Source organism: Paraburkholderia terricola (genome assembly GCF_003330825.1).
GTDB lineage: Bacteria > Pseudomonadota > Gammaproteobacteria > Burkholderiales > Burkholderiaceae > Paraburkholderia > Paraburkholderia terricola.
Window position 1 is genome coordinate 1,298,423 of record NZ_CP024942.1, and the last position, 13,903, is coordinate 1,312,325.

13 protein-coding genes are annotated in these 13,903 nt (G+C 63.4%); 11 read left to right on the top strand and 2 right to left on the bottom strand.

Translation table 11 applies throughout. The features are described from left to right. Nucleotides 1-47 precede the first annotated feature (47 nt). The 9 genes from trpB to CUJ90_RS24440 all read left to right on the top strand — a co-directional run bounded on the left by trpB (nucleotide 48) and on the right by CUJ90_RS24440 (nucleotide 10,223). Entirely contained in the window at nucleotides 48-1,241 is a 1,194-nt protein-coding gene (gene trpB / locus CUJ90_RS24395) for a tryptophan synthase subunit beta (protein ID WP_073428584.1), read from the top strand. A gap of 11 nt (nucleotides 1,242-1,252) precedes the next feature. After that, nucleotides 1,253-2,158 carry a DNA-methyltransferase gene (locus CUJ90_RS24400; RefSeq protein ID WP_073428585.1) on the top strand — a complete coding sequence of 302 codons (906 nt, stop codon included), beginning with the start codon at nucleotides 1,253-1,255 and terminating at the stop codon, nucleotides 2,156-2,158. A 44-nt stretch (nucleotides 2,159-2,202) separates the two neighbouring features. Further along, the gene (gene trpA / locus CUJ90_RS24405) at nucleotides 2,203-3,015 is read left to right on the top strand and encodes a tryptophan synthase subunit alpha (RefSeq protein ID WP_073428586.1); all 813 of its coding nucleotides are present in this window, start codon (nucleotides 2,203-2,205) and stop codon (nucleotides 3,013-3,015) included. A gap of 81 nt (nucleotides 3,016-3,096) precedes the next feature. Beyond that, nucleotides 3,097-3,969 (top strand): acetyl-CoA carboxylase, carboxyltransferase subunit beta, encoded by an 873-nt coding sequence (gene accD / locus CUJ90_RS24410; RefSeq protein ID WP_073428587.1) that lies wholly within the window; start codon nucleotides 3,097-3,099, stop codon nucleotides 3,967-3,969. Nucleotides 3,970-4,273: 304 nt separating this feature from the next. After that, nucleotides 4,274-5,584, top strand: coding sequence for a bifunctional tetrahydrofolate synthase/dihydrofolate synthase (gene folC / locus CUJ90_RS24420; protein ID WP_114164100.1), 1,311 nt, complete (start codon nucleotides 4,274-4,276; stop codon nucleotides 5,582-5,584). A gap of 29 nt (nucleotides 5,585-5,613) precedes the next feature. After that, nucleotides 5,614-6,534 carry an SPOR domain-containing protein gene (locus CUJ90_RS24425; protein ID WP_114164101.1) on the top strand — a complete coding sequence of 307 codons (921 nt, stop codon included), beginning with the start codon at nucleotides 5,614-5,616 and terminating at the stop codon, nucleotides 6,532-6,534. Nucleotides 6,535-6,541: 7 nt separating this feature from the next. Continuing rightward, nucleotides 6,542-7,036, top strand: coding sequence for a CvpA family protein (locus CUJ90_RS24430; protein ID WP_073428590.1), 495 nt, complete (start codon nucleotides 6,542-6,544; stop codon nucleotides 7,034-7,036). A 146-nt stretch (nucleotides 7,037-7,182) separates the two neighbouring features. Beyond that, a complete protein-coding gene (gene purF, locus CUJ90_RS24435) occupies nucleotides 7,183-8,733 on the top strand; it encodes an amidophosphoribosyltransferase (RefSeq protein ID WP_073428591.1) in 1,551 nt (516 codons plus the stop codon). 299 nt (nucleotides 8,734-9,032) lie between these two features. Next, nucleotides 9,033-10,223, top strand: coding sequence for an O-succinylhomoserine sulfhydrylase (locus tag CUJ90_RS24440; protein ID WP_073428592.1), 1,191 nt, complete (start codon nucleotides 9,033-9,035; stop codon nucleotides 10,221-10,223). Between the two features lie 58 nt (nucleotides 10,224-10,281). Here CUJ90_RS24440 and CUJ90_RS24445 read toward each other — a convergent pair whose 3' ends face one another. Continuing rightward, nucleotides 10,282-11,067, bottom strand: a complete 786-nt coding sequence (locus CUJ90_RS24445) for an AraC family transcriptional regulator (protein WP_073428593.1) — start codon at nucleotides 11,065-11,067, stop codon at nucleotides 10,282-10,284. Nucleotides 11,068-11,112: 45 nt separating this feature from the next. Next, a complete protein-coding gene (locus CUJ90_RS24450; RefSeq protein WP_027803023.1) occupies nucleotides 11,113-11,454 on the bottom strand; it encodes an FKBP-type peptidyl-prolyl cis-trans isomerase in 342 nt (113 codons plus the stop codon). A gap of 185 nt (nucleotides 11,455-11,639) precedes the next feature. Between CUJ90_RS24450 and CUJ90_RS24455 the strand changes: the two genes are divergently transcribed. Together CUJ90_RS24455 and CUJ90_RS24460 are read left to right on the top strand one after the other, a co-directional pair. Further along, on the top strand, nucleotides 11,640-12,446 hold the full coding sequence (locus tag CUJ90_RS24455) for a sensor histidine kinase (RefSeq protein ID WP_083083005.1): 807 nt from the start codon (nucleotides 11,640-11,642) through the stop codon (nucleotides 12,444-12,446). A 96-nt stretch (nucleotides 12,447-12,542) separates the two neighbouring features. After that, a complete protein-coding gene (locus CUJ90_RS24460) occupies nucleotides 12,543-13,886 on the top strand; it encodes a hemolysin family protein (protein ID WP_073428594.1) in 1,344 nt (447 codons plus the stop codon). The last annotated feature ends 17 nt before the right edge of the window (nucleotides 13,887-13,903 follow it).

Here is a 13,903-nt window from a genome sequence, read left to right on the forward strand (position 1 = left end):
GGCTTTCGCATAGCAAGGCCGCGCGCCACACTGAGAAGAGTGATCACATGTACAACTTGCCTGATGAAAGAGGCCATTTCGGCCAATTTGGCGGCGTGTTCGTCGCCGAAACGCTGGTTCACGCACTTGACGAGCTGCGCACCGCCTACGAGAAATATCAGAAAGACCCCGAATTCGTCGCCGAGTATGAGCGCGAATTGAAGTATTTCGTCGGCCGTCCGTCGCCGATTTATCACGCGCAGCGCTGGAGCGAAATGCTGGGTGGCGCGCAAGTTTTTCTCAAGCGGGAAGACTTGAATCACACCGGCGCCCACAAAATCAACAACGTGATTGGCCAGGCGCTACTCGCCAAGCGGATGGGTAAACCGCGCGTGATAGCGGAAACCGGCGCGGGCCAGCATGGCGTCGCCACGGCGACCATCGCAGCGCGCTTCGGCATGGAGTGCGTGGTCTACATGGGGTCGGAAGACGTCCGCCGCCAGGCTGCGAACGTGTACCGCATGAAGCTGCTCGGCGCGACCGTCGTGCCGGTCGAGTCGGGCTCGCGTACGTTGAAGGACGCGCTCAACGAAGCGATGCGCGACTGGGTGACGAACGTCGAAAGCACGTTCTACATCATCGGCACAGTGGCGGGACCGCACCCGTATCCGATGATGGTGCGCGACTTCCAGCGGGTAATCGGTGACGAATGCAAGGTGCAAATGCCCGAACTCGTCGGCCGCCAGCCGGACGCCGTCATCGCGTGCGTTGGCGGAGGTTCGAATGCGATGGGTATCTTTTACCCGTACATCGACGACGCTTCGGTGAAGCTGATCGGCGTGGAAGCGGCCGGCGACGGCCTCGAAACCGGTCGTCACGCAGCCTCTCTGATCGGCGGCAGTCCCGGCGTGCTGCACGGCAACCGCACCTATCTGCTACAAGACGAGAACGGTCAGATCATCGAGACGCATTCGGTATCGGCGGGTCTCGACTATCCGGGCGTCGGCCCGGAGCATGCCTGGCTAAAAGAGAGCAATCGCGCGCAATACGTCGGCATCACCGACGAGGAAGCGCTCAAGGCGTTTCACGATTGCTGCCGCATCGAGGGCATCATTCCGGCGCTGGAATCCAGCCATGCGCTGGCCTACGCCGCGAAACTCGCGCCGACGTTGCCCAAGGACAAAGTGCTGCTAGTCAATTTGTCGGGCCGTGGCGACAAGGACATGCATACGGTCGCCGAGCGATCGGGCATTCAGTTCTGAGCGCCGCGACGATGCGCGACGAGTTCGACGAGCCGCAGCCGGCGCTTGAAACCACGCCGGCCGCCGGGACACCGGCGGCCGAGGCCCCTGCATCCTTGCTACCGCAGGTGCCGGCCGGCATCCAGCTGTTGAACCGCGATTTCCTGACCGATGTGGCGAACATTCCCGACGGGTCGATCGACCTGATCCTTTGCGATCCGCCCTACGGGCTCGGCAAGGATTATGGCAACGACTCCGACATGCGAAGCGGCGACGATTTTCTCGCCTGGACGCGTGGCTGGCTCGAGCTGGCTATTCCGAAGCTCAAGCCGTCGGGTTCGCTCTATATCTTCTGCACCTGGCAGTACGCCCCGGAAATCTTCAGCTATCTGAAGACCAAACTCACGATGATCAACGAAATCATCTGGGACCGGCGCGTGCCGAGCATGGGCGGGACGGTGCGCCGATTTACCTCGGTGCATGACAACATCGGCTTTTTCGCGGTGTCGAAGGATTACTACTTCGACCTCGATCCCGTCCGTATCCCGTACGATGCCGTCACGAAGAAGGCACGTTCGCGTAAGTTGTTTGAAGGCAGCAAATGGCTGGAGCTTGGCTATAACCCGAAGGACGTCTGGTCGGTATCGCGGCTGCATCGGCAACATGCCGAGCGCGTTGATCACCCTACCCAGAAACCTCTGGAAATTGTCGAGCGCATGGTGCTGGCAAGCTGCCCAAAGGGCGGGCGCGTTCTCGACCCGTTCATGGGCAGCGGCACCACCGCAGTCGCTTGCGCCCGTCAGCAGCGCGAATTCGTCGGCTATGAGATCAATGAAAGTTACTGCGCGATAGCGCGTGAACGCGTCAGTGCCGCGGCAGCCCCTGCCGCGCCCCGCTCGGTTAAAGCCAGGGCTCAACGGCAGACCGAAGTGCAATGAGCAACGTGCAATAAGCGCAGTAGCCCAAAACCGAGAATATTTCCATGTCCCGTATCAAGAATACGTTTGCCGCACTGTCCGCCCAAGGCAAGAAAGGCCTGATTCCGTTCATGACGGCCGGCGATCCAGACCCGGCACGTACAGTCGAATTCATGCACGCGCTTGCCGCTGGCGGTGCGGACGTCATCGAGCTCGGCGTGCCCTTTTCCGACCCGATGGCCGATGGCCCGGTCATCCAGCAATCGTCCGAGCGCGCGTTGGCGCAGGGCGTCTCGCTGCGCCATGTAATCGCCGACGTCAAGCGTTTCCGTGAGACCAACGACAAGACGCCCGTCGTCTTGATGGGCTACGCCAATCCGATTGAGCGCATGGGCACCGAGGCCTTTGCCAAGGCGGCGAAGGAAGCCGGTGTCGACGGTGTGCTGGTGGTCGACTACCCGCCTGAAGAGTGCGTCAAGTTCGCCGAACAGATGCGCTCCTCAGGCATCGATCCGATCTTTTTGCTTGCGCCCACCTCGACGGATGAGCGCATCGCGGAAGTCGGCAAGATCGCCAGCGGCTACGTCTACTATGTCTCGCTGAAAGGCGTGACCGGAGCGGCAAATCTGGACGTTTCCAGCATCGCGAGTAAAATCCCGGCCATCAAGTCGCGCGTGCCCTTGCCGGTGGGCGTCGGTTTCGGGATCCGCGACGCGCAAACAGCGCGTCTGGTGGCGGAGGTGTCCGATGCCGTCGTGATCGGTAGCCGTATCGTGCAATTGCTCGAACAAGCGGCCCCGGAAGCTGCCGCCGAGGCGCTCACGCGTTTCGTCGCCGAAGTGCGCGAAGCGCTCGATAGCGTCGCGACTGCCCGATAACAGTCATTTTTTGTCGTCTGAAGTGTGAGCGGCGGGTCCGTCCCGCCGTTTGCGCAACCGCTGACCCCAGAAGGATTCAATATGAGCTGGCTCGACAAGCTGCTGCCGCCGAAAATCAAACAAACCGACCCGAAGAACCGCAAGGGGATTCCGGAAGGCCTGTGGATCAAGTGCCCGTCGTGCGAAGCCGTGCTGTATCGCAACGACGTCGAGGCCAATCTGCACGTTTGCCCGAAGTGCGAGCATCACATGCGCATCGGCGCGCGTGAGCGGCTCGACGGCCTGCTCGACGCCGAAGGCCGCTATGAAATCGGCCAGGAAGTCGTCCCGGTGGACGCGCTCAAGTTCAAGGACAGCCGCAAGTACCCGGATCGCCTGAAAGAGGCGATGGACGACACCGACGAAACCGACGCAATGGTCGTGATGGGCGGCGCCATCCACACGTTGCCGGTGGTGGTCGCATGCTTCGAGTTCTCGTTCATGGGCGGCTCGATGGGTTCGGTGGTCGGCGAACGGTTCGTGCGCGGCGCGCAGAACGCGCTCGAACAGAAAGTGCCGTTCATCTGCTTCACCGCTTCGGGCGGCGCGCGCATGCAGGAAAGCCTGTTGTCGTTGATGCAAATGGCGAAAACCACGGCCATGCTCACCAAGCTCGCCGAAGCCAAGCTGCCGTTCATCTCCGTGCTGACCGATCCGACCATGGGCGGCGTGTCGGCAAGCTTCGCGTTCCTCGGCGACGTCGTGATCGCAGAGCCGAAGGCGCTGATCGGCTTTGCCGGCCCGCGCGTGATCGAACAAACCGTGCGTGAAAAATTGCCGGAAGGTTTCCAGCGCGCCGAGTTCCTGCTAACGAAGGGCGCGATCGACATGATCGTCGACCGTCGCAAGCTGCGCGAGGAACTGGCGCAACTGATGGCACTGTTGAGCCATCAACCGGCGGACGCGGTCGCCTAAGCCGCGATCGCCATTGGCCGCCGCGCCGTGCGAGCGCGGTCATCGTCAGGAAGCAGTCAAAAAATAGCGCGCCGCATGAGCAATCAAGCGGCGCGCTGTCATTTCCGCGATAATCACGGTCTCGCCATCGAGCGCCGAGCGCCGGTTGCTCGCGCGGCCAGATGCGGTTTTGTGCGCATAAAGTCTGCGAAACAGGCGCTGCCGAGCGATTGTTCGAGCGCCGCCATGGCGCGCCGCGCCGGGCAATCGGCCGACCCGCGCACCTCCATCACACTGCCTAACCGATTCACTCGCGATTCACCCGATGACCACATTCCCCACCCTCGACGCGTGGCTCACGCACCTCGAATCCGCGCATCCGGTCGGCATCGACATGGGATTGGCGCGCATCAGCCAGGTTCGCGACGCGATGCAGTTGTCGTTCGCGTGCCCGGTCATCACGGTGGGCGGCACGAACGGCAAGGGTTCCACCTGCGCGATCCTCGAATCGATTCTGCTGCGCGCGGGTTTCACGGTGGGCTGCCACACGTCGCCCCATTTGCTGTCGTTCAACGAGCGGGCGCGCGTGAACGGTGAAATGGCGAGCGACGCCGATCTGCTCGCGCACTTCGAAGCTGTCGAAGCCGCGCGCACGAGCCTCGCCGAACCGGTCTCACTGACTTACTTCGAATTCACGACGCTGGCGATCATGAGCCTGTTCGCCTCGCGCGGACTGGACGCGGTGATTTTCGAGGTCGGTCTGGGCGGCCGGCTGGACGCCGTCAATATCATCGATACGGACTGCGCGATCATCACCAGCATCGATATCGATCACGCGGACTATCTCGGCGATACGCGCGAGAAAATCGCTTTCGAAAAAGCCGGCATTTTCCGCCCCGGCAAGCCGGCGATCTGCGCGGACCCGGTGCCGCCGCAAACGCTGATCGATCATGCCGAAAAGATCGGCGCCGAACTGTGGCTGTTCGGCCGCGATTTTCGCTACGAAGGGCAGGCCGGCAGCGAGCGGCAGCAATGGAGCTACGTCGGCCCGACCATGCGCCGCTCGGCGCTTGCCTACCCGGCATTGCGCGGCGCGAATCAGCTGATCAACACGTCGGCCGCGCTGGCCGGTCTGGAGGCGCTGCGCGACCGTTTGCCGGTTTCCGCGCAGGACATCCGGCTCGGCCTTGCCAATGTCGAATTGCCGGGGCGCTTCCAGGTCCTGCCCGGCAAGCCGGCCATCGTGCTGGACGTCGGCCATAACCCGCATGCGGCCGCCGTGTTGACGCAGAATCTCGGCAACATGGGCTTCTTTCCCTATACCTACGCGGTATTCGGCGCCATGCGCGACAAGGACATCGCCGGCATCCTGACGCATCTGAAAGGCGAGATCGACCATTGGTGCGTGACCGATCTGCCGACTCCGCGCGCGGCGTCGGCCGAACAACTGGAAGCAGCCTTGCGTGACCTCGGCGTCAGCGACGACGCGGACAGCAGCGTGACGCGCTACGCAACACCGGCCGAGGCTTTCCAAGACGCGCTAAAACGAGCGTCAGAGAATGATAGAATCGTGGTTTTCGGCAGTTTCTATACGGTAGCTGGCGTCATGTCCTACCGTAAATCGCAGCAACACTGAACGAGCGCCAGGCTCGAACCAAGCGATTCATGGGAATTTTCTCGTTCGGCAAGAAAGACGACGCGCCTAGCCGGCGTGGCGCAAACACCAGTTCCACTCGTGCGGCCCGGGGCGAGCGCGTGGAGCGGCGAACCCGCCGCACGGAGCGCACCGTCGATGCCGATGCGATGCTGCTTGACCCCACATTGCCGGAAAAACAGCGTGCGCGGCGCCGGCTCGTCGGCGCGATCGCGATGGTAGTAGCGGCGGTGGTCATCCTGCCGATGGTGCTGGACTCGCATCCCAAACCCGTCACCGACGACATTTCGATCGACATCCCCAGCCGTCCGGCGCCGAAGGCCACGAGGACCAACGAGGACACGCAGGCCGGCGTAGCACCCGACAATCCGACGCCCGACGCGGCGGCTGCCGCTTCCAGCCTCACACCGGCGCCGGCAACGGCCGCCACGCAACGTGAGCAATCCGGCGCGGCGCGACAGCAAACCGGGCAGAGCGCCGAAACAAACGCGGCGTCCGCAGCCAAACCGTCAGCGAAACCGCAAACACCGGCCGTCGCCGCCAACATCGCGCCTGCGGCCCCCGCCAAGCCGGCGGCCAAACCGCCGGCCACGCGCGGCGCGGCGACCGCTGCCGCCGCTAACACAGACGACTCGAACACCACCGCCGCCAGCGCTGACGCCAATTCCGGCACGCCGGCATCGCCGCCGGGCAGCCGCTTTGCCGTCCAGTTGGGCGCATTTGCGAACGACGCCAGCGCGCGTAATTGGGCAACCAAGTTGAAAGCGGCGGGTGTGCCCGCATATATCGAACATGGAAAGCAGGCCGACGGTACGACGCTCACGCTATTGCGCGCCGGTCCGTTCGCCGACCGTGCGGCCGCCAGCGCTGCGATTGCAAAAGTTCGCGAGGCCGGCTTGACGTCGGGCGCGAACAGCGGCGCCGCACAGTAAGCGAGCGATGTTCACTGCATTCGACTACGCTGTAATGGCGGTGATTGGTTTGTCGGCCTTGCGCGGCACGTGGCGCGGGTTTCTGTCCGAGATATTCGGGCTGATCGGCTGGATCGCGGCATTTTTCATTGCTTGCCGCTTCGTCGGTTATGTCGTGCCGTACATTCCGTCCACCTGGCCGGGCGGTGCGTTGACTCAATGGCTGCTGGCCTTCGCGCTGGTCGCGATCGGTGTGGTGCTGGTGGCGAGCGTGCTGAATGCGTTGCTGAGCCGTATCGTGCAGGCAACCGGCTTGAGCGGCGTGGACCGCTCGCTCGGTTTGATGTTCGGCCTCGCGCGCGGGGTCGTTCTGGTGGTGATTCTGGTCGCCCTTGCAGGCTTGACCGAACTGCCGCAACAGGAATTCTGGCGCAACGCCTTGCTTCGGCCCTATGCGGTCGAGGGCGTGCACGTAATGAAACCGCTGCTTCCGGAAACGCTTGCTGCCTACGTCCGTGTTTGACGATCAGCCGAGCAGTCGAGGGAACGCAGCAGGACTCCGGCGCAAACCGGTTGCCCTAAGTACCGGCGCATAGCAACGCGCACCATTGCGTAACACCGTGGGCACCCGGCGGCCATGACGAATTTCGTACCTTTGAAGGACATGCCATGTGCGGCATCGTAGGCGTAGTTTCCCATTCTCCGGTCAATCAGCTGATCTATGACAGCCTGCTGCTTTTGCAGCACCGCGGTCAGGACGCCGCCGGCATCGCCACCGCGAACGGTAGCAATTTCCACATGCACAAGGCTAACGGCATGGTGCGCGACGTGTTCCGCACGCGCAACATGCGCAGCCTGCCCGGCACGACCGGTATCGGCCAGGTCCGCTACCCGACCGCCGGTTCCGCGTCGAGCGAAGAAGAAGCCCAGCCGTTCTACGTGAACGCGCCGTTCGGCATCATCCTCGCGCACAACGGCAACCTGACCAACTGGCAGCAACTGAAAGATGAGATGTTCCGCATCGATCGCCGCCACATCAACACCAATTCCGACACCGAAGTGATGCTCAACGTGCTCGCGCACGAATTGCAGCTCTCCAGTTCTGGCCTGCAACTCGATCCGGCCGCGCTGTTCAAGGCGGTCTCGGGCGTGCATCGCCGGGTGCGGGGTTCGTATGCGATCGTCTCGCTGATCGCCGGCTACGGCCTGCTCGGTTTCCGCGACCCGTTCGGCATCCGCCCGCTGTGCCTCGGCAAGCAGGAAACGCCGGAAGGCGTCGAGTGGATTCTGGCTTCGGAATCGGTGGCGATCGAAGGTATCGGCTTCGAGTTCGTCCGCGACATCGCGCCGGGCGAAGCGATCTTCATCGACCTCGACGGCAATCTGCACTCGCAGCAATGCGCGACGAACCCGAGCCTGAACCCGTGCATTTTCGAACTCGTGTACCTCGCACGTCCCGATTCGGTGCTGGACGGCGTGCCGGTCTACAACGTGCGTCTGCGCATGGGCGACTATCTCGCCGAAAAGATCAAGCGCGAGCTGCCCGACGTCGCGATCGACGTCGTGATGCCGATTCCGGATTCGTCGCGTCCGGCCGCGATGCAGGTCGCGAAGAAGCTGGGCGTCGAATACCGCGAGGGCTTCTTCAAGAACCGCTACGTGGGCCGCACCTTCATCATGCCGGGCCAGGCGGTGCGCAAGAAGTCGGTGCGCCAGAAGCTGAACGCGATGGGCATCGAGTTCAAGGGCAAGAACGTGCTGATCGTCGACGACTCGATCGTGCGCGGCACCACCTCGCATGAAATCGTGCAGATGGCGCGCGATGCCGGCGCGAACAAGGTGATCTTCGCTTCGGCGGCGCCCCCGGTGAAGTTCCCGAACGTCTACGGTATCGACATGCCGACCCGTGGCGAACTCGTCGCCCATGGCCGCTCGGACGACGAAGTCGCGCGCATGATCGGCGCCGATCATCTCGTCTATCAGGACGTCGATGCGCTCAAGCAGGCGGTGCGCGACATCAACCCGGCGTTGAAGGAATTCGAAGCGTCCTGCTTCGACGGCAACTACGTGACCGGCGACGTCACCACCGAGTATCTCGATCGCATCGAAACCGCGCGTCTCGCACCGTCCTCGCAATCGGACCGCGACGCCGCGAGCGAAGCGATCGACGGCGGCGGCCCGGCACGTTCGCAACTGCATCTGCAACTGTCGGTGGGTTGAACGGTTGCGCTCGCGGCATGGCATGGCAGTGGCGCACTGCACGCCGCGCCGCGAGCGTGTTAGCATGACGGCTTGCGTCGATTTGATCTCAGCTTGCGGACGCGGGGCAACCCGAAACAGCTAAAGCGAATGGTGGAAAAGCCGCAGTCATCCGCCTCCGCTCCAGCTTTCCCCGCACATGAAGCCCGCTTATGCCGACGCAAAAGCGGGCTTTTTTGTTGCTGCCGTTCGCGCACAGTTCATTCACCTGAGCCACGCGCGCCGAACGCAGCCACGGAACATTGGAAACCAGAACCAACATGGACGACTCCCTGAACTTCGACACGCTGGCAGTCCGCTCGGGCACTGTGCGCAGCGGCTTCAACGAACATTCGGAAGCGATTTTCCTGACCTCGAGCTTTATGTTCACGAGTGCCGCGGACGCCGCCGAACGCTTCAAGAATTCCGAAGAGAACTACACGTATTCGCGCTTCACGAACCCGACCGTCACGATGTTCCAGGACCGGCTGGCCGCGCTCGAAGGTGGCGAGGCGTGCATGGCCACGGCTTCGGGCATGGCCGCGATCATGTCGGTGGTGATGTCGACGTTGCAGGCGGGCGACCATCTGGTGAGCTCGCAGGCGCTATTTGGCTCGACGCTCGGCATGTTCTCGCAGATCTTCAGCAGGTTTGGCATCGCGACCACGTTCGTCGATCCGACCAATCTGGATGCGTGGAAAAATGCCGTGCGTCCCGAAACGAAGATGTTCTTCCTCGAAACGCCGTCGAACCCGTTGACCGAAGTCGCCGACATCGAAGCGATCAGCAAGATTGCGAAAGCGGCGAACGCGCTGTTCGTGGTCGACAACTGCTTCTGCAGCCCGGCGTTGCAGCAGCCGCTGAAGCTCGGCGCGGACGTCGTGATGCATTCGGCCACCAAGTTCCTCGACGGCCAGGGCCGCGTGCTCGGCGGCGCGCTGGTCGGCTCGAAGAAATTCATCATGGAAAAGGTCTTCCCGTTCGTGCGCAGCACCGGACCGACGCTGTCCGCGTTCAACGCCTGGGTATTGTTGAAGGGCATGGAAACGCTGTCGCTGCGTGTCGAAAAACAGTCGGCGAATGCGCTCGAAATCGCGCGCTGGCTCGAAACGCATCCCGCCGTGAACCGCGTGTTCCACCCTGGGCTCGAATCGCATCCGCAGCATGCGCTGGCGATGCGTCAGCAGAAGGCGGGCGGCGCGATTCTCTCGTTCGAACTGAAGGGCGACACGCCCGAGCAGATGCGCGCGAACGCCTGGCGCGTGATCGACAACACGAAGATCTGCTCGATCACCGGCAATCTCGGCGACACGCGCACGACCATCACGCATCCGGCCACCACCACGCACGCTCGCGTGACGCCGGAAGCGCGCGCGGCCGCGGGCATCAGCGAAGGCTTGATCCGTTTGGCAGTGGGTCTGGAAAACGCTGGCGACATTCGCGGCGATCTGGCGCGCGGCCTGGCAGGTTGATCGAGCGGTTTGAACGCGGGGAGCGGGTCGCCTCAGCCGGCGGCTCGCGCAGTGAAACTCAGTGGCGCAACGCGCGCCACTGACCGGGCGCCAGCCCGAAACGCCGCGTGAAGGCGTGCGTATAAGCGCTTTGATCGCCGAAGCCGATTTCCAATGCGATATCGGTCAACGAGAGGCGTGGATCGGAAAGCAGCGTGAGCGACGTGTCGAGCCGCAGGCGCTGCAAATAGCGATGCGGCGTTTCGCCGAACGCTTCAATAAAAAGCTGATGAAAGCGCCGCATGCCGAAGCCGCAATGTGCGGCGAGATCGGCGATACGCAGCGGTTCCGATAGATGCGCGCGAAGCCAGCGGTCGATTCGCGCGAAGTCCAGACCGGCGCCAGGTGCAGGGACACCCGCGGCTGTCGTGCCCGCGTCGGCCACCAATGCGGCACCGAGTCGCGCGGCCGCGTCCCAATGAAAGCGCCTGGTATGCAGGTGATCGTCGCCTGCCGCACCGCCGGTGGCGTGCGCCGCGATCCGATGCACCAGTTGCGTGAGCGACGGGTCCACCGCAACGGCTCGCGCGCGGTCGAACAAACGCTCCGGCACGGCCAGCGAGGCGGCCGGCAAATCCAGCACCAACTGCCGGTTCTCGCCGACGCCCGCATAGTCGTGCCGCGCACCCGCCGGGATCAGCCAGGCGGAGCCGGCGTCGATCTGTTGCGCGACGCCGTCCACCGCCATCACCATCGCGCCGTCGAGCCCGAGCACGACCTGATGAAAGTCGTGCACGTCCGACGCTTCGACCGCGCCGTAGCGGCGCAGCGAAACGCTGGGTGCGGTGACGGCGGCGTGGCCCATCGGCGTGACTCGTTGGCGATGCGCAATTACAAAACAGCGAAAAACTTAAACGCCGAGCAATTCGACTTCGAACACGAGCGTCGCATTCGGCGGAATCACACCGCCCGCGCCGCGCACGCCGTAGCCGAGTTGCGGCGGAATCGTCAGCTTGCGCGTGCCGCCGACCTTCATGCCTTGCACGCCTTCATCCCAGCCCTTGATGACCATGCCGCCGCCGAGCACGAAAGCGAACGGGTCGTTGCGGTCCTTGCTCGAATCGAACTTCTGACCGTCGGTCAGCCAGCCGGTGTAGTGCACGCTGACGGTCTTGCCGGCCACGGCTTCGGCGCCGGTGCCTTCGACGATGTCTTCGTACTTCAGGCCGGATTCGGTTGTTACTGTCGACATAGTCGCTCCTCAGGTCAAAAACGTAAAAACCGACATTGTAGGCGCGTTGGCGCCGCATGCCGAGGATTGCCGCGTGGCATGCCGATTGCGACCAGACTGGCCATCCGGCCAGGCTGGCTGCGCCAGGCCGCATGCCTATAATGGGGCTTCTTCAAACCATTCATGCAACGCCTGAGGGCTCGATCGTGACCACGTCTTACGCCGGCTCCGCCGGCGAACAGCCGGCTCCTTCCGGCTTCGCCGTCTCCGAACGCACTGCCCGCCTTCGTGCGGAAACCGCGCTGTTCATGCGCGATCATGTGCTCTCGCTGGTTTCGCACGACTTGCGCGGTCCGTTGAACGCCATTCATAGCTGGGCCTACGTGCTCGAGCGCAAGCTCGACGCGAACGACGCCAATGCGCAACGCGCCGTCACCGGCATTCGTAACGGCGTGGACCAGCAGGTGAAGCTGCTCGAGACGATCGTCGACGCCACGCGCGCCGAGACGAAATCGCTGGCGCTCGCATGCGCGCCATTTCCGCTGCATCCGCTGATCGACGAAACCGTGGAAGAGGTCCGCTCGGGATTGGCTCGCGCGCGCGGCGTGGAGGTCAAGGTCGATTCGCAACTCGCCACCGAGCAGCTCAACGGCGACCGCGAGCGACTCGCCGGCGCCTTGTGGGTGATGCTGACCTTCGCGGTCGAAGCAAGCGCGCAGGGCGCCACGGCCGCATTGGCCACACGCGCGGACGCGACGAATTGGCACGCCACCGTCACGTACGACACGAACGCTACCGCGCTGAACGATCCGTCGTTGCCTCATGTGCTCGAAGCCTTTGCGCGCAAGCAGGCGCGCGAGCCGCGCGAAGCCAAGCGGATCGCGTGGGTGCTGGCGCTCTGCAAACGCGTGGCGGAAGCGCACGGCGGCAGCTTCGAGCAAAGCGACGCAACCGAGAGCGCAGCGGCCACGCTCGCGCTGAAGGTGCCGCTAAGCGCGGCCGCAGCGAGGTGAGCGACCGCCGACTGCGGCGCTTTCCCACGCGCCATTGAGGTTTCAACGAGCTTTCACCCTCTATACTGACAACTTTTGTTGCCGGAGCCCCCAGCTTTGATCCAGGTCGTCGCCCTTATCGGTGCGTTGTTGCTCGTTGCCCTCAATGGTTTTTTTGTCGCCGCGGAATTCGGCCTGGTCAAGTTGCGGCAGACGCGGGTGCAAAGCCTCGCCAACCGGCACGGCCTGCGCGGACGGCTGCTGGCAAAAGTTCACGGGCGTCTCGACGCGTATCTGTCCGCCTGCCAGCTCGGCATTACGCTCGCTTCGCTCGGGCTCGGCTGGATCGGCGAGCCGGCGTTCGCCGAACTGCTCATGCCGGTCTTCAGCCTGATCGGCGTGGAGTCGGAAAAGCTGATCCACGGCATCTCGCTGTTCTTCGCGTTCTCGTGCATTTCCTTTCTGCATATCGTGGTGGGCGAACTCGCGCCCAAGTCGCTGGCGATTCGCGAGGCGGAGAAAGTTTCGCTGTGGACCGCCATGCCGCTGTACGGTTTCTACTGGGCGATGTACCCGGCGATCTGGGTGCTCAATAGCAGCGCCAACGCGGTGCTGAAATTCGCGGGACTCGCCGAGGACCACGGTCACGACTCGCACTATTCAACCGACGAACTCAAGCTGATTTTGCGCGGCCGCCGCACCAACGTCGCGAGCGAGCTGGGTTCGCCGGAGGGCGCATACAGTCAGGACGAGTGGAACACCATCGCGCATTCGCTCGATTTCTCGCGCATGACTGTGTCCGACCTGATGCGTCCGGCCTATGAAATGATCGGCTTGCGGCTCGATCTGCCCACGCGCGAAAACATGCACGTCGTGGCGCAGCATCGCTTCAGCCGCTATCCCCTGTTCGAAGACGCATCCGGCGAGCGCGTGGCCGGCATGATCCATCTGAAAGACCTGCTGCTGGCGCGGCACGCGGGCAGCACGCTCGACGACCTCTCCAAGTACGCCCGCCCCGTGCAGTATGTGAAGCCGGAGATGCCGGCGCTCGAACTGTTTCGCCGCTTCCGCAAGGGTGCGCCGCATTTCGCGCTGGTCGGTCACAAGAACTCGAAGCCGATCGGCTTTCTCACGCTCGACAACCTGCTCGGCGCGCTGGTCGGCCAGATTCACGACGAATTCCGTCAGGGCGACGCCGACTGGTCGCGCATGGACGACGGCACGTTGATGGGCAAGGGCAGCTTGCCGGTGGTGTCGCTGGAGCGCGCGCTGGGCATCGATATCGACGAGGGCAAGGCCGAATCGGTCGGCGGCCTCGTGATTCAGGCGCTGAACGATCTGCCGTCTGAAGGGCAGAGAGTGGAGTTCGACCGCTTCGACGTGGTGGTCAAGAAAATGAAGGGACCGCGCATCGTGCTCGTGCGCGTGTACCCGAAAATCTTCGACGACGAAGGCGGCTGAGTCACGAGGCGGTGAAC

Excerpts from the sequence above, each read along its gene's own strand:
- trpA (WP_073428586.1), top strand. The coding sequence starts at position 2,203 with ATGTCCCGTATCAAGAATACGTTTGCCGCACTGTCCGCCCAAGGCAAG.
- CUJ90_RS24445 (WP_073428593.1), bottom strand. The coding sequence starts at position 11,067 with ATGGGCCACGCCGCCGTCACCGCACCCAGCGTTTCGCTGCGCCGCTAC.
- accD (WP_073428587.1), top strand. The coding sequence starts at position 3,097 with ATGAGCTGGCTCGACAAGCTGCTGCCGCCGAAAATCAAACAAACCGAC.
- CUJ90_RS24440 (WP_073428592.1), top strand. The coding sequence starts at position 9,033 with ATGGACGACTCCCTGAACTTCGACACGCTGGCAGTCCGCTCGGGCACT.
- CUJ90_RS24430 (WP_073428590.1), top strand. The coding sequence starts at position 6,542 with ATGTTCACTGCATTCGACTACGCTGTAATGGCGGTGATTGGTTTGTCG.
- purF (WP_073428591.1), top strand. The coding sequence starts at position 7,183 with ATGTGCGGCATCGTAGGCGTAGTTTCCCATTCTCCGGTCAATCAGCTG.
- folC (WP_114164100.1), top strand. The coding sequence starts at position 4,274 with ATGACCACATTCCCCACCCTCGACGCGTGGCTCACGCACCTCGAATCC.
- CUJ90_RS24400 (WP_073428585.1), top strand. The coding sequence starts at position 1,253 with ATGCGCGACGAGTTCGACGAGCCGCAGCCGGCGCTTGAAACCACGCCG.
- CUJ90_RS24450 (WP_027803023.1), bottom strand. The coding sequence starts at position 11,454 with ATGTCGACAGTAACAACCGAATCCGGCCTGAAGTACGAAGACATCGTC.
- CUJ90_RS24425 (WP_114164101.1), top strand. The coding sequence starts at position 5,614 with ATGGGAATTTTCTCGTTCGGCAAGAAAGACGACGCGCCTAGCCGGCGT.
- trpB (WP_073428584.1), top strand. The coding sequence starts at position 48 with ATGTACAACTTGCCTGATGAAAGAGGCCATTTCGGCCAATTTGGCGGC.